13 protein-coding genes are annotated in these 16,304 nt (G+C 40.3%); 1 reads left to right on the forward strand and 12 read right to left on the reverse strand.

Annotation, left to right across the window (positions count from 1 at the left end; genetic code table 11):
• Nucleotides 1-228 precede the first annotated feature (228 nt).
• On the forward strand, nt 229-2,328 hold the full coding sequence (locus A6M13_RS11545; RefSeq protein WP_066546417.1) for an MMPL family transporter: 2,100 nt from the start codon (nt 229-231) through the stop codon (nt 2,326-2,328).
• 181 nt (nt 2,329-2,509) lie between these two features.
• On the opposite strand, the gene A6M13_RS11550 is transcribed toward A6M13_RS11545, so the two are convergent.
• The 12 genes from A6M13_RS11550 to A6M13_RS11605 form a co-directional block, all read right to left on the reverse strand.
• A complete protein-coding gene (locus tag A6M13_RS11550; protein WP_066546419.1) occupies nt 2,510-2,983 on the reverse strand; it encodes a hypothetical protein in 474 nt (157 codons plus the stop codon).
• A gap of 63 nt (nt 2,984-3,046) precedes the next feature.
• On the reverse strand, nt 3,047-3,658 hold the full coding sequence (locus A6M13_RS11555; protein WP_066546421.1) for an NUDIX hydrolase: 612 nt from the start codon (nt 3,656-3,658) through the stop codon (nt 3,047-3,049).
• The gene (locus A6M13_RS11560) at nt 3,655-4,737 is read right to left on the reverse strand and encodes an AI-2E family transporter (protein ID WP_066546422.1); all 1,083 of its coding nucleotides are present in this window, start codon (nt 4,735-4,737) and stop codon (nt 3,655-3,657) included. Before A6M13_RS11560 ends, A6M13_RS11555 begins: the two co-directional genes overlap by 4 nt.
• A 200-nt stretch (nt 4,738-4,937) precedes the next feature.
• A complete protein-coding gene (locus tag A6M13_RS11565; protein WP_066546425.1) occupies nt 4,938-6,638 on the reverse strand; it encodes a M3 family oligoendopeptidase in 1,701 nt (566 codons plus the stop codon).
• 136 nt (nt 6,639-6,774) lie between these two features.
• A complete protein-coding gene (locus tag A6M13_RS11570) occupies nt 6,775-8,757 on the reverse strand; it encodes a methyl-accepting chemotaxis protein (protein WP_169817444.1) in 1,983 nt (660 codons plus the stop codon).
• A 259-nt stretch (nt 8,758-9,016) separates the two neighbouring features.
• A complete protein-coding gene (locus A6M13_RS11575) occupies nt 9,017-10,771 on the reverse strand; it encodes a methyl-accepting chemotaxis protein (protein WP_066546430.1) in 1,755 nt (584 codons plus the stop codon).
• Nucleotides 10,772-11,039: 268 nt separating this feature from the next.
• Nucleotides 11,040-11,759, reverse strand: a complete 720-nt coding sequence (locus tag A6M13_RS11580) for a YebC/PmpR family DNA-binding transcriptional regulator (RefSeq protein WP_066546432.1) — start codon at nt 11,757-11,759, stop codon at nt 11,040-11,042.
• Between the two features lie 552 nt (nt 11,760-12,311).
• Nucleotides 12,312-13,181, reverse strand: coding sequence for a KPN_02809 family neutral zinc metallopeptidase (gene ypfJ, locus A6M13_RS11585; RefSeq protein ID WP_066546434.1), 870 nt, complete (start codon nt 13,179-13,181; stop codon nt 12,312-12,314).
• Between the two features lie 69 nt (nt 13,182-13,250).
• Nucleotides 13,251-13,718 carry a low molecular weight protein-tyrosine-phosphatase gene (locus tag A6M13_RS11590; RefSeq protein ID WP_066546439.1) on the reverse strand — a complete coding sequence of 156 codons (468 nt, stop codon included), beginning with the start codon at nt 13,716-13,718 and terminating at the stop codon, nt 13,251-13,253.
• A 59-nt stretch (nt 13,719-13,777) separates the two neighbouring features.
• Entirely contained in the window at nt 13,778-14,389 is a 612-nt protein-coding gene (locus A6M13_RS11595; protein ID WP_066546442.1) for a lysophospholipid acyltransferase family protein, read from the reverse strand.
• 72 nt (nt 14,390-14,461) lie between these two features.
• Entirely contained in the window at nt 14,462-15,346 is an 885-nt protein-coding gene (locus tag A6M13_RS11600; protein WP_066546444.1) for an NAD-dependent epimerase/dehydratase family protein, read from the reverse strand.
• A 133-nt stretch (nt 15,347-15,479) separates the two neighbouring features.
• Nucleotides 15,480-16,304 (reverse strand): putative RNA methyltransferase, encoded by an 825-nt coding sequence (locus tag A6M13_RS11605; protein ID WP_066546446.1) that lies wholly within the window; start codon nt 16,302-16,304, stop codon nt 15,480-15,482.

Genomic DNA, 16,304 nt, shown 5'->3' on the forward strand with positions numbered 1-16,304 from the left:
AAAAAAGCCTTCAGCAATAATAATTGCTGAAGGTTTTTTACTTTTATTCAAGCTTGTTCGCTTTAGCAATGCGTTTTTTGCACCATGATGTAATATCGATATAGCCCCTGACAGCAAATTTGTCGGGGCTTTTTTAGTGCTGTGATTTGTCAGAAAAGATGTTGTATCAGAAAAGTTGTATACTAAAAAGTAGTATCGTAACTTTATTAAGAGAAGGTGAGGCATTTTATGAAACCATTTTCCATGCTCGTTACACGCTTCCCGAAAGCTATACTTGCTTGTTGGAGCGTATTATTTTTAGCAATGGCGTTTTTTGCGATTCAACTGCCTGATAAGTTACAAGGAGACGGTTTTTTCGTAGATGGTGACCATGCGTATGTCGGTGAGGAACTATCGAAAAACTTTAACGTACCTGACCAAACAATTTTCGTCGTCTTTGAACAGCATGATGATACGACAATTCGTGAGATCATGGATAAGCTAAGTGGCGTCGAGCATTTACAAACGATTGTGTCACCACTCGATGATGCTACCTATCAAAAAGGCGATATCGCGTATGGCATGTTGCACTTTGACCATACCGTCACAAACTTCCCTGATATTATTGAAGACTTGCGTGACGTTCTTGCTCCCTATGAACAAATTTCCTTAACAGGTGGTCCAGTCATTAATGTCGATATTAATAGCGCGAGCCAGCAAGATTTAATTACTGCTGAAACAATTGGCTTACCGATTGCGCTGCTTGTTCTTGTGCTCGCATTTGGGACATTGCTTGCATCGCTGTTACCGATTATTATTGGTGCGATTAGTGTTGTGACAGCATTCGGCTTTATGGTAATCGCAAGCAACTGGACAGACCTTTCCATTTTCGTTTTAAATATTGTACCAATGCTTGGCCTTGCACTTAGTATTGATTTTGCGCTCTTGTTTATTAATCGCTACCGTGAAGAGATTGCGAAATATAGCGCAAAAGAAGCGATTGAACGTACCATTCAAACATCGGGTCGTTCCATTATTTTCTCAGCAATTTGTGTCATCATCGGTTTAGGTGCGATGATTGTTATTCAAGTGGAGCTCTTCCAAAACATTGCGCTAAGTGGTGCAATCGCCGTCTTTTTGGCCGTACTTGCAAGCTTAACATTACTACCTGCGTCAATGTTATTACTTGGTGACCGTTTAAATAAATGGCGTTTAATTCGCTTACGTGATACATCACCGCGTTGGCGACGCTTTGCAAACTTTGTCATGAAATATCCGGTTGCGATTATTGTCGTTGCGTTGCTGTTACTCGGTACAGCCATGATTCCATTAAAGGATATTGAGTTGGCAATTCCGTCCGTCGATTCTTTACCTGAAAGATTTGACTCGCGTGCTTCCTATGACTTGCTTGCCGATACATTCGGTATTGATGAGCAAGCGACTGTTTACGTACTAGCCGAACAACAAGATGGTTGGACAACAGATGCACAGCTGCAGCTAATCGATGATATCGCTGAAAAAATTAATGCATTCGATATCGTCACACGCGTCGACACCATCTTTACTACGTCCGATGTAGACGTAGAAACATGGATTGCCATGCAACAGCAACCTGAAGCCGCGGCACAGCTTGCACCAATTCAGGAAGCCTTTATTAATGATACACAACTCATGATACCTGTAACGATTGACGCTGATGGCACCTCAACAGAAGCGCAAGATTTTGCGCGAACATTAACAGATGCTGAGCTCGGCGTTGATTTTGCGATTAGTGGCTTACCAAAATATAATCAAGAAATTTTTGATGAAATGTTTTCGAAAATTGGCGTTGCTATTGCCATTATTATCGTATCGACATTTATTATTTTAATGCTTGCCTTTAAGTCCGTGCTCATTCCGTTAAAAGCGATTTTTATGAATGTAATAGGTCTTGGTGCAACGTTCGGCATTTTAGTATATGTATTCCAATACGGACATTTTGGCCTGCCGGAAACGACCATTGCGCTTATTATTCCAGTTGTTGTCTTTTGCTTAGTGTTTGGCTTAAGTATGGATTATGAAGTATTTTTAATCTCTCGTATTCATGAAGAGCATATGAACGGAAAAACGAATACAGAAGCGACTGTTAACGGCTTAGTGGCAACGTCCAAAATTATTACATCTGCAGCGTTAATTATGATTGTCATTACCGGTGTCTTCGCCTTTACAGATGTTATGCCGGTCAAGCAAGTTGGTGTCGGCATTGCCATTGCCATTGCTATTGATGCGACCATTATTCGCCTCCTCCTTGTGCCAAGTTTTATGAAGCTTTTTGGCGAATGGAATTGGTGGTATCCATTCAAAAAATAACAAAAAAGCTTGTAGCTTTTTCGCTACAAGCTTTTTAATATATCAAGCGCACTGTTTATTGCTCGGTCTTGCTGATCAATAAAAAATAATATCGTAAACACAATTACAACACACATTATAATGGTTGCCCCTATAAACATCACGACAAATTTCTTACTGTTCATCACGCACCTCACCTTCGTTATGCATGCTTCGTTTTTAAGCGGAATCCTTCTTCTAATAAATAGCTTTTCGCTGTTTCGTATTTACCGAAAATCTCTTCAACATTTTCACCGTGATATACACCGTAATCATGCCCATCAAAACGCACAGTTAACACATCACCTTCGCGATTTGACCATGTTTCATGTAACGGTAATACAGGCTCGTCTTCCTCTGTTAAATACGCAATCACGTCTGCTAAAATGTCGCGTAATTGCTTCTCCGAGAACTCACGAATATTCACTAAATGACGCTCATCTGCCATGCTTTCATATGCTAATAAATCGCCGACAAACACATATCCATTGCCATTTGGATGTAATTTTTCTACCACTAATGTTTTTTCGTAAAGACTTGTTGGTAAATGGTAGTTCACACGTTTTAGTGAAATGTCTTTGCGCTCTAATTCAGAATATGACTCAATAATTTGTTGCTTTTGTTCAAATGTTAGCATGTATAATAGATGCTCCTTTTCTTTTCTCCTTTAAGTATACGAGTTCACGCATAAAAAAGCACGTTACAAAACTGCAACGTGCTGTTGAATATATTGAATCACTTGTTGTACATACTGCTCACGGAAGCCGACGATATGTTTTAGCGAAATATCGCGCTGTAATGGTTGGCGTTTGCGGTCAATTTCTTCAAAACCGTCCACAAAAAACGTAGTGCTATCGCCATTTAAACACGCCATCACATCTGTTAACTTTGCTTTTACAATGCCTGCTACTTCCTCTGCTTGTAGCGTAAATGCTGAAAAACTTTGTGGCGCTCTCGCTAAAAATACATGACAAAATTCACGATCAATCATATGTGACGACATAATTTCGCACGCGACAATGCCCATCTTTTCAACGTCTTCGATTGTATACGTAATGCCAATTTCCTCGGCTACTTCACGCAAACCATCCTCTGGTGTCTCGGTCGCCAGTAAATGATCTGCAGCTGTAATATCAAATAAGTTTGGATAATCCTTTTTCAGTGGGCTACGTAGCTGAAAGTAAAGATGTTCCTCATCATATAGCCAACAATGGAACGTTTCATGCCATAAACCTTGCGCATGTGCTTCGTCACGTGACGCAATACGGAGCCACTCATGCTTCTCATTAAAAATACGTATATATTCGGTCATGATACTTCCTGCTTTGCCGTTTCTTGAATCGAGCGACGCGCCTCATATAAATTACGCACAATTATTTTAATAACAGCATACGCCGGTACAGCGATAATAATTGCTAAGAAGCCACCGAAGCTACCTGCTGCTAAAATAACTGTAATTACCGTTAGCGGGTGTAAATCTAAAGATTGTCCCATAACGTTTGGCGTAATGACATTACTTTCTAGCTGCTGTGCCACTAAGTTAATAATCGCCACCCAAATCACTAACGTTGGGTCTTGAATTAATGCCACAATGACAGCTGGCGCAAATGACAGCCATGGTCCTAAAAACGGAATCATATTCATAAAGAAACTTAAAATAACTAAAATTAATGTGTACTCTAAACCAATAATTGAGTAACCAATTAAAATTAAAATCGCTAACAATAAACTAACAAGCATTTGCCCTTGTACATAATTACTGATTGTCTCATCAATATCTTCTAATGTTTTCTTCATCCAGTCTCGGCGTTTGCCAGAGAAGAATTGATAAATAAATGGCGCAAACTTCTCGTGGTCCTTCAACATAAAGATAAAGAAGAACGGCACAATAATGAGTGAGAACGTTGCTGACACAATTGATGTAATCGCTGATACTAACCAAGAACTAAATAAAATCGCATAATCTTGAATCGAGTTCGAAATTGTATCAATTGCTTCTTCTAATTGTGGTGGGAAATCAGACTTATTCGCTAACACATAATCCACTGCACGTTGAATTTCATTGGCAATCGACGGTGCTGCTTGTACTAAATTATTGACTTGCTCTGATACCGGGTCTCCAACCATAAAAATAAGTGCTGTACCTATGCCTACTAATAAAATTAAAATAATGACGATACTTCCCCAACGCGGCACACCACGCTTTTCAACGAAGCGCTGAATTGGCACAGTAATATAATACAGGACGCCACCGATTAATAATGGCATACCCACGGCTGATAAAATAACAAAAATCGGGTCAAATAGCCATTTTATTTCAACAGCGTATTTCAAAATTAAAATAACTAATAATATACCTATGCCCCATTGAAACCATGCTTTATTCGTCATACCTACACATCCTTTCGTATTGTTACATACCCATAAGTGTACTAAAAATCACCTAAGTCTGCTCGATTTCGCTTTTTATTTTTTCACAATATTAAAAGAATACAATTTCCTAACTGCAAGAACAGTAAATTGCTTTAGCGCAAAAGAAAAACCTCCAGCAATAATCATTGCTGGAGGTTTTTCCATCGTAGTACATACGCTTATAAATTTTGATCGTCCACACTATTTAAATAGTCTTCAATCGAACCAATAACCGACTCTACACAACCATCTTCAAATGGCGAAATTAAGCCTGCTTCTTTAACAAGCTTCGTAAATGACATCGAACCGCCTAAATCACATAAATGTAAATAGTCTTTCCACGCGCTATCGAAGTCTTCACGCGAACGTTTCCAAAATTGGAACGCACAAATTTGCGCTAATGTGTAATCGATATAGTAGAACGGACTGTTATAAATATGTGCTTGGCGTTGCCAGAAGCCACCGTTTTCTAAATACGTAATGCCATCAAAGTCACGCTGTGGTAAGTATTTCTTCTCAATTGTACGCCATGCTGCTTTACGCTCTGCTGGCGTCATGTCAGGGTTTTCGTAAACGACATGCTGGAACTCATCAACTGCCACGCCGTACGGTAAAAATTGTAGACCTGATACTAAATGTGAGAATTTATATTTATCAGCTTGTTCTTTAAAGAATAATTCCATCCATGGCCATGTGAAAAACTCCATGCTCATTGAGTGAATTTCGCATGACTCGAATGTCGGCCATAAATACTCCGGCACCCCGATGTCACGGCTACGATATACTTGGAACGCATGTCCTGCCTCATGTGTTAATACATCAATATCGCCTGACGTACCGTTAAAGTTTGAGAAAATAAATGGAGAATGGTAGTCATCGACAAATGTACAATAACCGCCACCTTCTTTCCCTTTTTTCGCTTCTAAATCCATTAAGTCACGCTCAATCATAAATTCAAAGAACTCATGCGTTTCTGGGGATAACTCTTTATACATTGTACGTCCGTTATCCACAATCCACTGTGCGTCTCCTTGTGGTTTGGCGTTACCTGTTGTGAACTCTAACGCTTCATCATAAAACTTAAACGCGTCAACACCGATACGTGCAGCTTGACGCTCATATAATTTTTGCGAAATTGGCACGATAAAATCACGTACTTGGTCACGGAATTTTTGTACCATTTCTGCATTATAATCAATGCGGTTCATACGTACATAACCTAGCTCAACGAAGTTTTTGTAGCCCAGTGTTGTTGCAATTTCGTGACGTACTTTTACAAGCTCATCATAAATACGGTCAAACTCGTCCTCATGTTGCGCGAAGAATGCTGTGCGTAGCTCCATTACTTCTTTACGTACAACACGGTCTGTTGATTCTGCAAACGAACCTAGCTGGGCTAATGTATACGTTTCACCGTTATAGTCAATTTGCGCTGACGCAACAAGCTTGCTGTAATCCGATGATAGTTTATTTTCCTTCATTAATAGTTCTATAATTTCTGGAGAGAACGATTTAATTTGGTAATCCGCTAAATCAAATAGCTGTTGCCCAAATTTTTGTTCTAACTGCTCGCGGAATGGCGATGCGACTAACGCTTTATAGTAATCTGTTGTCACATCTTCCATGCGTGGTCCTACTTCATCAATAAAGTCGCGTTCCGCTTGATAAAATGCATCATTCGTGTCAATCGATGCGCGAATATACGCTAAGTTCGATTGTGTGCTGAAGTCTGAAGAAATAGTGTTCAGTGTGTTAATCACGTCAATTTGTTGTTCTAGCGTTTCTGCCGCTTCAAATTTTGCCACTAATGCTTTTGCTTGTTGTACCATTTCATCAATATTCGGACGTTTATACTCATAATCTTTAAATGTTGTTGTCATCTATCGTTCCTCCTCTAATTGCTCAGTAATATTATTATTTCGTAATTCTAAATATTTTGCAATGCCAAGCATCGAAAAAATAGGAATTATAAAATCCTCCGTCCGTATTTCACGAGCGAAGGATTTTTAAGAGTGATTATAGCTTAAATTGATTCACAGCTTGATGTAACTGTTGTGATAGTTTAGCTAATTGCTCAGATTGCTGAAGCATATGTGCGGCGCTTTGCTGTTGCATCGCTGCAGCTTCACTAACATCTTGTACTTGTTCTTCCGCATGGCTCGCACTTGCAGCCATTTCTTCCATCGAAGCAGATACTTCTTCTGTATTAGCACTCATTTGCTGTGCCGAGCCACTTAACACTTCTAACTCCTGTGAAATGTATGTTGCTGATGCAACAATCCCAGCAAAATTGGCCTCTACTTTATGAATAGACGCAATACCACTATTGACGTTCACACTGCTATGCTGTGCTGCCGTAACAACCTTTATTGTGTATTGCTGCATATTTTGGATAAGCTCATTAATTTGCGTTGCTGATGTAGCTGTTTGCTCGGATAACTTTCGTACTTCATCCGCTACGACCGCAAAGCTTTTTCCTGCCTCGCCTGCTCGTGCCGCTTCAATTGATGCATTGAGTGCCAATAAATTCGTCTGGTCTGAAATATCACTAATCATTTTTGAAATCGTGCTAATCTCTTGTGATTTTTCTTCTAAATTTTGAATGAGTTGTAACTCATCATTTGTACTTTGTTGAATGGCTGTCATTTGGTCAATGGTATGTGATACCCCTTCATAACCCGTTGTAATTTGTTGCTGAATTTCTTGTGTATGCGATGATACCGTATTGGATACTTCAGCAACTTGTTGAATGCCCATCGTCATCTGTTCCATCGCTTGCGCACCCTCTTCTGCCATCGTTGCCTGCGTACGTGCATTTTCTCCCACTTCATACATCGAATCAGACATACGCGTTGTGCCAGTTGTAACATCATCAATTGCTCGCTGCAGTTGCTGTGATGCACTTTCTATATCCATAGCATGATTCGTCACTTCGCTAATCATATAACGCATACTTTGCGATGTCGTCGCTAAACTTGTTGCCAACGTGCCGAGTTCATCTTGACGCTCTGTATACTTCTTTGGAATACTTGCTGTAAAATCACCATTTCCTAGCTGTTCACTGACGCGCACAAGTTCATGAATAGGGCGGCTTAATGAACGTGCAATCCACATCGAGAAGGCAGTTCCTACCATTAAGAAAATACCAATCAAAATAATGGTATTCCATTTTAAATACGTTAAGCTACTTAACACTTCGTCAGCACTCGCTGTTACAATCATGACCCAGCCGTTTGATAATGTGTAATAGCCCGATAAACGCTCACTTCCAGCCCCATCTATATACGATAAAAAGCCACTGTCATTTTCTAAAAACACGCGTACGACATCACTTAAAGCATGTTCTTCACCTGCATAATTTGCCTGTGTCTTTACTTCTTCACGATTTAAATGGGCTTGTGTTGTGCCCTCATTATTTAAAATAAATGAGTAACCTGTTTCTCCAACTGCAATTCGTTCAATAATATCGGTTAACACATAACCATTCACACGCGCAATTAATAATGCGGTTTGCCCTGATACCGTTTCAATCGGTGTGGCTAACATTAAAGCAGGCTCATTTGTGACACGACTAATGACAATATCAGATATTGTTGTCTCACCCGTTAATGCTCTTTGAATATAGTTTCTATCTGCCAAATCTGCCGTCGTATCATCGGTATAATGTGCAATACCTTGCCCATCAACAATCCCAAACGCTAAATAATCAGGATAATCTGCTAATAAATTTTCTAAGTATGTATTCGTCTTGTTCAAATCTTCTATGCGTAGCTGTCGCAGTGGCTCATGCATTGCGACACCTTCAATTTCTGCTTGAAAACGCTCAAATACTTCCTCCATATAAAGAGCAACATCGGTAGCACGTGATTGTAAATTTGCTTCTACTTCTCGTTCTAGTGATGTCGCACTTGAATAATAACTAATACCGCCAATTGCAATGCTAATAATTGTTACAAGTGCCAAAATTGACGCGGTTAACTTTTTACCGATTGTTTTCATAGTCATAATCCCCCCTTAATATATCGTCAAAAATCGTCGAACTATAAAAAATCATCAAAATCTTTTATAGAGAAAGATGCCATTTCTGTCACGAACCCATACCATCTTCGCATTATTATAGATGATAATCTAGACTTATTCACTATAAAAAACTATGTATAATTACCTTATAAAATACCATAAATAGCTTGTATTTAGCCTATAAGATATTAAAAAAGAGTTGAAATTGTGTCTATTCCAACTCTTTTTTTATGCGCTTTTATAATGTGAATTTCTCCATGGATGTCGTCATCTGTTCAGAAGCTTGCTCAAGTGCTTCAATCGTTGTGTTCAATGTATGTAACATTTTCACTTGTTGTTGCACACCACTGTATGTTTGCCCTGTTTCTTGTAACATGTGAACAGATGCACGGCTCACTTCTTCCATGGAAGCTAATACTTCTTCAGAACCCGCAGACATTTGTTGTAGCACCGCTGCATCCTCTTGAATATACATAGCAACTTGTTGCATATTGTGTAAAATTTGCATCATGCGTTGCTCTACTACATTCACAGCCTGCGTACTTTCGGTTACTTGTGTATGACTCTGTTGCATTTGTGCTGTCACAGTCGCCGATAATTGTTCAAACAAACGTAATTGCTCCGTAATATCTTCGGCTGATTGCTTTGAAGACACGGCTAATTTACGCACTTCCTCTGCTACGACCGCAAATCCTGCGCCATGTTCACCGGCACGAGCCGCTTCAATCGATGCATTTAGTGCTAATAAATTCGTCTGGTCTGCAATGCTTGTAATGACCGATACCATTTGCTCGATTGTTTTAAATCGCTCATTCATTTGATGTACACCATCTGTTGTATGTGCCACCGACTCTTCTAAAGCACCCATCTTCGTTGAAACATGTTGTGCATTTTTTGCACTTTCCTCAACAAATACAGTCACGTCTTGCGTTGAACTTGTAATCGCGTTTGTAGACTCTGCTAAACGTTGAATACCTGTGGCCATTTCCGTTAACGCTTCGGTCGTTTGTGTCGTCACTTCCGTCTGCATTTGTGCGGACTGCTCGATTACCGTTGTGCTTTCAGTAATTTGTTGTTGCACGTTATTTACGTCATTCGCATGTACGGCTAAGTGCTGTGATACATGCTCTACATTTGTTGTTTGCTGTTTCACTTGTTGAACTAACTGACGTAACTGGTGTAATGTATCGGTAAATGCATAGCTAAAGCGAGACACTTCATCATTATGTCTAGATGACACTTGTTGAATCAATTGCTCTGCTTCTGCAATATTGCCGTTTGCTAATTGGCGTGAAGCTTGTTCCATCGTCACAAGTGGTTGTAATGCTCGATTAATGTAACGACGCACTTGCCATAAACCAATCATGACAATGATTGCTAACGCCGCAATAAAAATCGGAATTAACTCATTTAAGATTTGCGTTTTAATGCCAACAATTTTCGTCGCATCAATGTCGACACTAACAAACATTAACAACTCGCCGTCTTCACTATAAAACGGTACAATTGCTGTTAAAAATTCGCCGAAATTATCATCTTCTACAAGCCCTGTTGTAGCACTGCCTTCTACGATTGCTTCTTCTAAATGATGAACTTTCGTCGCATTCGACGCTTCGCCTAACGCAGCGGCTGTCTCCGTATCGTCTACCGGCATGCCGTCAATTAAAAATAACACTTCTGTTGCACCGTCTTCAGGTACTTGATATGTCGATATGTATAATACGCCTGCTTTTTCACGTATATCATTTAATTGCTCACGCAACTTCCAATACGTGTCATTTTCTGTTGGTGCTGCAATGAATTGTTCATATGCTTCTGAATCTAGTTGTGTCGCCACATGTTGTACATTTTCAATCGCTTGTTCTGCAATCGTTTTTTCAACAATATAATTACCGCCAAACGATACTGCAACGCTAATCATAATAATGACACCGATAAATAATGCTGCCACTAAATATAAAATACGTTGACTTAGCTTTTTTTCTTTTTTCACCTATGTTCCTCCTTAATATCTATTTTTAGTATCGCACGTTCATTTTCAGACTCAATGGTATTATTTTGAATTGAACAAAAAAGAGACATTTATGCACCTTTCACCTAATAAAAAGGATTAAATCGCACTATTTTCAGTCAATTCACATATTATTTTACCGTCTCTTTCCATTTACAAAAAGGAATAAAGTAACAATAAGCACGACTACCATAGGTATAAAGAAAAAAGCAGTCCATTTTCTGTATAAAAAGATGAACTGCTTACGTCATTATTCGCCTAAATCTGCGTTGTGGTACACGCGTTGCACGTCTTCTAAATCTTCTAACGCGTCAATCATTTTTTCGAATTTCACTAAGTCATCGCCAGCAAGCGCTACTTCTGTCATCGGTAACATCGTTAATTCTGCTACTGTGAAGTCTTCAATACCTGCTGCTTTAAATGCTTCTTGTGTTACATGGAATTGGTCTGGCTCTACATAAACGATGATTGTGTCGTCTTCTTCCATAATGTCACGCATATCTAAATCCGCTTCCATTAGGACTTCAAGAATCTCATCTTCTGATTTCCCTTCAATTCCAAATACAGCTGTATGTTGGAACATATGCGCTGCCGAACCAGATACACCCATGTTACCGCCGTTTTTACCGAATGCTGCGCGTACTTCTGACGCTGTACGGTTTACGTTATTTGTTAACGCATCAACGATTACCATTGTACCGGCAACACCGAAACCTTCGTAGCGTAACTCGTCGAATTGCTCATCGCCGCCACCTTTTGCTTTATCGATTGCTTTTTCGATAATATGTTTTGGTACTGAGTATGTTTTAGCACGCTCTAATACTGTTTTTAACGCACGGTTTGATTCTGGATTTGGCTCACCAGATTTTGCTGCTACATAAATTTCACGACCAAACTTCGCATAAATACGGCTGTTTGCTGCATCTTTCCCAGCTTTTTTCTCTTTAATATTATTCCACTTACGACCCATTGAGGTTCCACTCGCTTTCGTGTTTTGTATTATATATCGCCCTAAAGCGCATAATAAAGCTTTTTTGACTGTACTATTATACAATACAATGACCGCAAAGAAAAAGGAGAAACATGGTAAAGCACATCATTTGCATAAATAAATTCATGTTCCTTATAATAGAAAGCGTCTTTATAAGATGGTTAGTAAGGATGTTTCTACGTACTCAATCGCTTACACTGCTCACGCAGAAACATTCTTACTAGCGTACATAAGTAAAAGAGATTGGAACAAAAAGAAGTATCCTTCAGCAACAACAACTGCTGAAGGATACTTTTCTGCTTTGGGTGCTACTCCACATGGCGGAACGCGTTTCGCAAGCATGGCTTGAGGCAAACACGATGGTCCTCTAGTAAAAGCGCATGCTCATGCGGTACCTCGTCGCAGAAAAATATTGTTTCTCCTGCTGAAGTCGCCGCTTGTGGCGGAACGCACCCGCAAATTTTTATGATCTTCATACACTCATTTTCATCAGAAATAGAGTTCGGTACCAGGCTCTTTTCTCATCTATCGTTATAGCTGAGAAGCAGGGATACTAAATGTGTCACTTCCCTGCAATGTACCGTTTGTAAATCCTTTTTTCAACCAACGCATTCGCTGTTCACTCGTACCGTGTGTAAAGCTCTCTGGCACAACATAGCCACGTGCTTCCATCTGTAACGTATCGTCACCAATAGCATTCGCAGCAACAAGTGCCTCTTCCATATCGCCTTCTTCTAAATAGCCTTTACCTTCTACATGGTGTGCCCATACACCGGCTAAGTAATCGGCTTGTAATTCTAAACGTTTCACTTGCTCATTATACGCAGCATCCGATACGCGCCCTGCTTGTGCATGAACTTCCTGTGATGTACCAAGTAATGTTTGGACATGATGCCCTACTTCGTGCGCCACTACATATGCCATCGCAAAGTCACCTGGTGCATCAAACGTATCACGTAGTTCTTTATAGAAGCTTAAATCAATGTATAAAGAATAATCACCTGGACAGTAGAATGGTCCAACCGCAGCACTTTGCAGACCACATGCAGAACTTACGCTATCGGTAAATAACACAAGTGTTGGCTCTACATACTGCATCCCTTCTTGCTCAAATAATTGGTGCCAAATATCTTCAGTGTCCGCTAGTACAACAGATACAAAGTCCGCTAACTCCTCTTCTTCAGCAGTTGGTACATAATTTGTTTGTTCAGTTGTTTGCTCCGTACCGCCACTATTATTCGTTACATTTGTAATGACATCACCTAAATCACCACCGCTTAATAACGTAAAAATAATGATGATAATAATACCAATACCGCCACCAACACCGCCTTTTTGTGCTGGGCTCATCCCACGACGGTCATCTACATTGCTACTTTTACGTCTCCCTTTCGTTTCCATAAACCTCTCCCCTTCACGTATTCACTCATTTTGTTGTTCAATACCCTTTTCACTGAAAAAAATGCCTGCTTAAAAGTATTGGGGATGGTCTTGCTGCACCTTCTCAAGTAATGCTCGGCACCCATCAACAACCAAGTCATATGTTTCTTGGAAGTCACCTGTATAGTATGGGTCAGGCACATCTTTTTTGTGTACTGTCAAATCTAAAAAGCGAAAAATTTTCGGGTCTTCTTTGCGCAACGCTTGCTGAATATTTGTGACGTTACTCGTATCCATTGCCACTAAATAATCAAAGTTGTCAAAATCCGATGCCCATAATTGGCGTGCTTTCATACCAGTTGTAGAAATGCCATATTCACGTAGCTTTGCTTGTGTGCCTTTATGTGGTGGCTCGCCTACGTGATAATTCGCTGTACCGGCTGAATCTACTTTTACAAAGCTGTGCCAGCCACGTTTTTCGATCTCGTCACGCATCACTGCTTCTGCCATTGGCGAACGACAAATATTCCCTAAACAAATAAATAAAATACGAATCATTTCCATTCTCCTTTACGAATAAAACCACTCAACGTAAATGCGTGAGTGGCTGTTGTTACTTATCGTTTATCTTCCGCACGGTAACGCTCCGCAACTTCCGTTAAACGCTGTAATTCTTTTTCTAAAAACTTTGTTGATGCTTCGCGACCTTCTTTTCCTGACTCTGCCACAAATGGCTCGCCAAACACTAAATAGCCTGATTGACGCTTCAATGAAAAGACATCTTTTGCGTTATTCGGTCCAATATACGCGGCTGGTACAATCGGTGCTTTCGCAAGTTGTGCAATTGTAATCGCTCCTTGCTTTAACTCCGCACTTTCTGCGTTACGCGTACCGCTTGGGAAAATCCCGACAACTTTACCTTCTTTAATGAGCTGGCGTGGAATTTTAATGACACTTGGTCCTGGATTATCACGGTCTACCGGAAAAGCATTTAGCTTCGAAATAAACCAACCTAAGCCCTTCGCGTCAAAAAGCTGTTTCTTTGCCATAAAGTGAATCTCACGTGGCAACATCGCGACACCTAAACTTAAAATATCAACATAGCCTGTGTGCGTACATGCAATAATAAAGCCGCCTTCTTGTGGCAAATGTTCTTTACCGAATACTTTGGACGATGAACCTGTTGTTACAAGTAAGCCTTTTACGAAATTTGCTGTTAATTTATACACTCGTTTGTCCTACCTTTTTTTATCATTCACTCTTTATATTTTACTCGATGGTAGTCGGTGTCGCAATGGACATTATTGTTGTTCTGCTTCAACAAGCGTTGCAAGAAGTGTTGGTAACCAATCTTGTAACTGACTAAACGTAAAGCCGTGTGCTGTCGCTTTCGCATTATCCATATACCAATCCGCACCGACTGCGTATGGTGAGCGTGTTGTATCATCGCCACCTAATGCAATTTTAGCACGTTTACCTGTCGCTTCTTCAACAAGTGCAATGAACTCGGCTAATGTATAATCACCATTTGCCGTTGCGTTGTACGGCTCTGCTTGTGCATGTTCACCCGCCCATTGTAAAAAGGCAGCCGCTTCATCTGACGTAATATATGACATACGTGCATCTACATTCACAAATGCCATTGGTTTTTGTTGTAACACATGCTGTACGTGGAATAATAAACGCTCTGTATAATCATCCTCACCAACAACGATTGGGAAACGAACAGCTACAACGGGGAATGTCGCCTCTTTATAAAACACGACTTCCGCCTGACGTTTGCCTTCACCATACGTAAAGTCATCACGCGTTCCCATACGTAATTCATACTGTAACGGGTCAAAGTCTGCTTCTACCTTTTTACCAGCGCTCGGTGCATACGTTGCCATCGTTGACGTAAACACTAATTTACCGATACGTCCATTTAATAAACGACATACAACTTGTGCCTCGTCCGGGCTGTAGCAAATATTATCGTATGCAATATCCCACGTACGCCCCTCTACCGCCTTTGCAAATGCGACTTCATCTAAGCGATCAAAGCATAGTTGCTCTACTGTATCCCCAAATGAATGAGGCGTTTCTCCACGCGTAGCGATTGTTACGCTATGACCGTCTGCTACAAGTCGCTCGACTAATTTTTTACCGAAAAAGCGCGTACCACCTAATACTAAAATTGTTGCCATCGTTATCACTCCTACACCTTAATTACGTTAAAAGTGTACCGCAATCCATTGAAATTTGCATTGAAAAACGAAAAAGCTTCCGACCGTTTCCTTGTCGAAAGCTCCTACTAGTTTATCAATGCGACATACGCTTTTACACACGTCCGATTAAAATCGTGACATCTATTGTAATGGTGTTCAGTTCAAACGCTTCTTGTGCCTCGTAATGCCAACTCATTGGTGTCATTTTTAGTAAATGTGGCACCAGCGCTCGTTCGACCTTTTTCGTATTCGTGACACGTACTTCTTCTACTTGTGAAAAAGCTTCATGGAAACGTGCGACCGTTTGCGCATTTGAATACGATTCCTTTTGTGAATCTGCAAATACTTGTTGACGTAACTGCTGTAAATAGCCTTCTGCTGGTACAACTTTAATAACGGCACCACCTGGCTTTAACAGGCGACGAAACTCATCGTAATTCGCCGGTGATAAAATATTATAAATCGCATCAAATTGTGCTTCTTTATACGGACTCTTCGCTAAATCACCGACAACCCACGCTTCATTGGCGTAATGACGTGCTGCTTCAATGATTCCCTCTTTCGCTAAATCAATGCCGACACCAAATGCACCAGACATTGCACAAATACGCGCTAAATGCGTTCCTTCACCACAGCCTGTATCAAGCACTGTTTGCTCTTTCTTTACATAGCTCGCTAACTGCTGCTGTACTTCATCATATAGCCCGCTTTCTAACACGAGCTTACGTGATGTAAATAGCTCCTTGCTATACATCGACTGTACTGCATGTGTCAGCATATTAACATAGCCTTGTTTGGCAATATCAAAGGAATGGTTTTGTGTACAGCTCATACGCCCGCTCTGTTCAATCGTGATGGGCGTGTTGCAATGAGGGCACGCAAATAATTCCTCATGTTGTTGTAATAATTGAATTCCTTGTGTTCTACGTGAAAGCAC

It is taken from the genome of Caryophanon tenue (assembly GCF_001700315.1).
GTDB lineage: Bacteria > Bacillota > Bacilli > Bacillales_A > Planococcaceae > Caryophanon > Caryophanon tenue.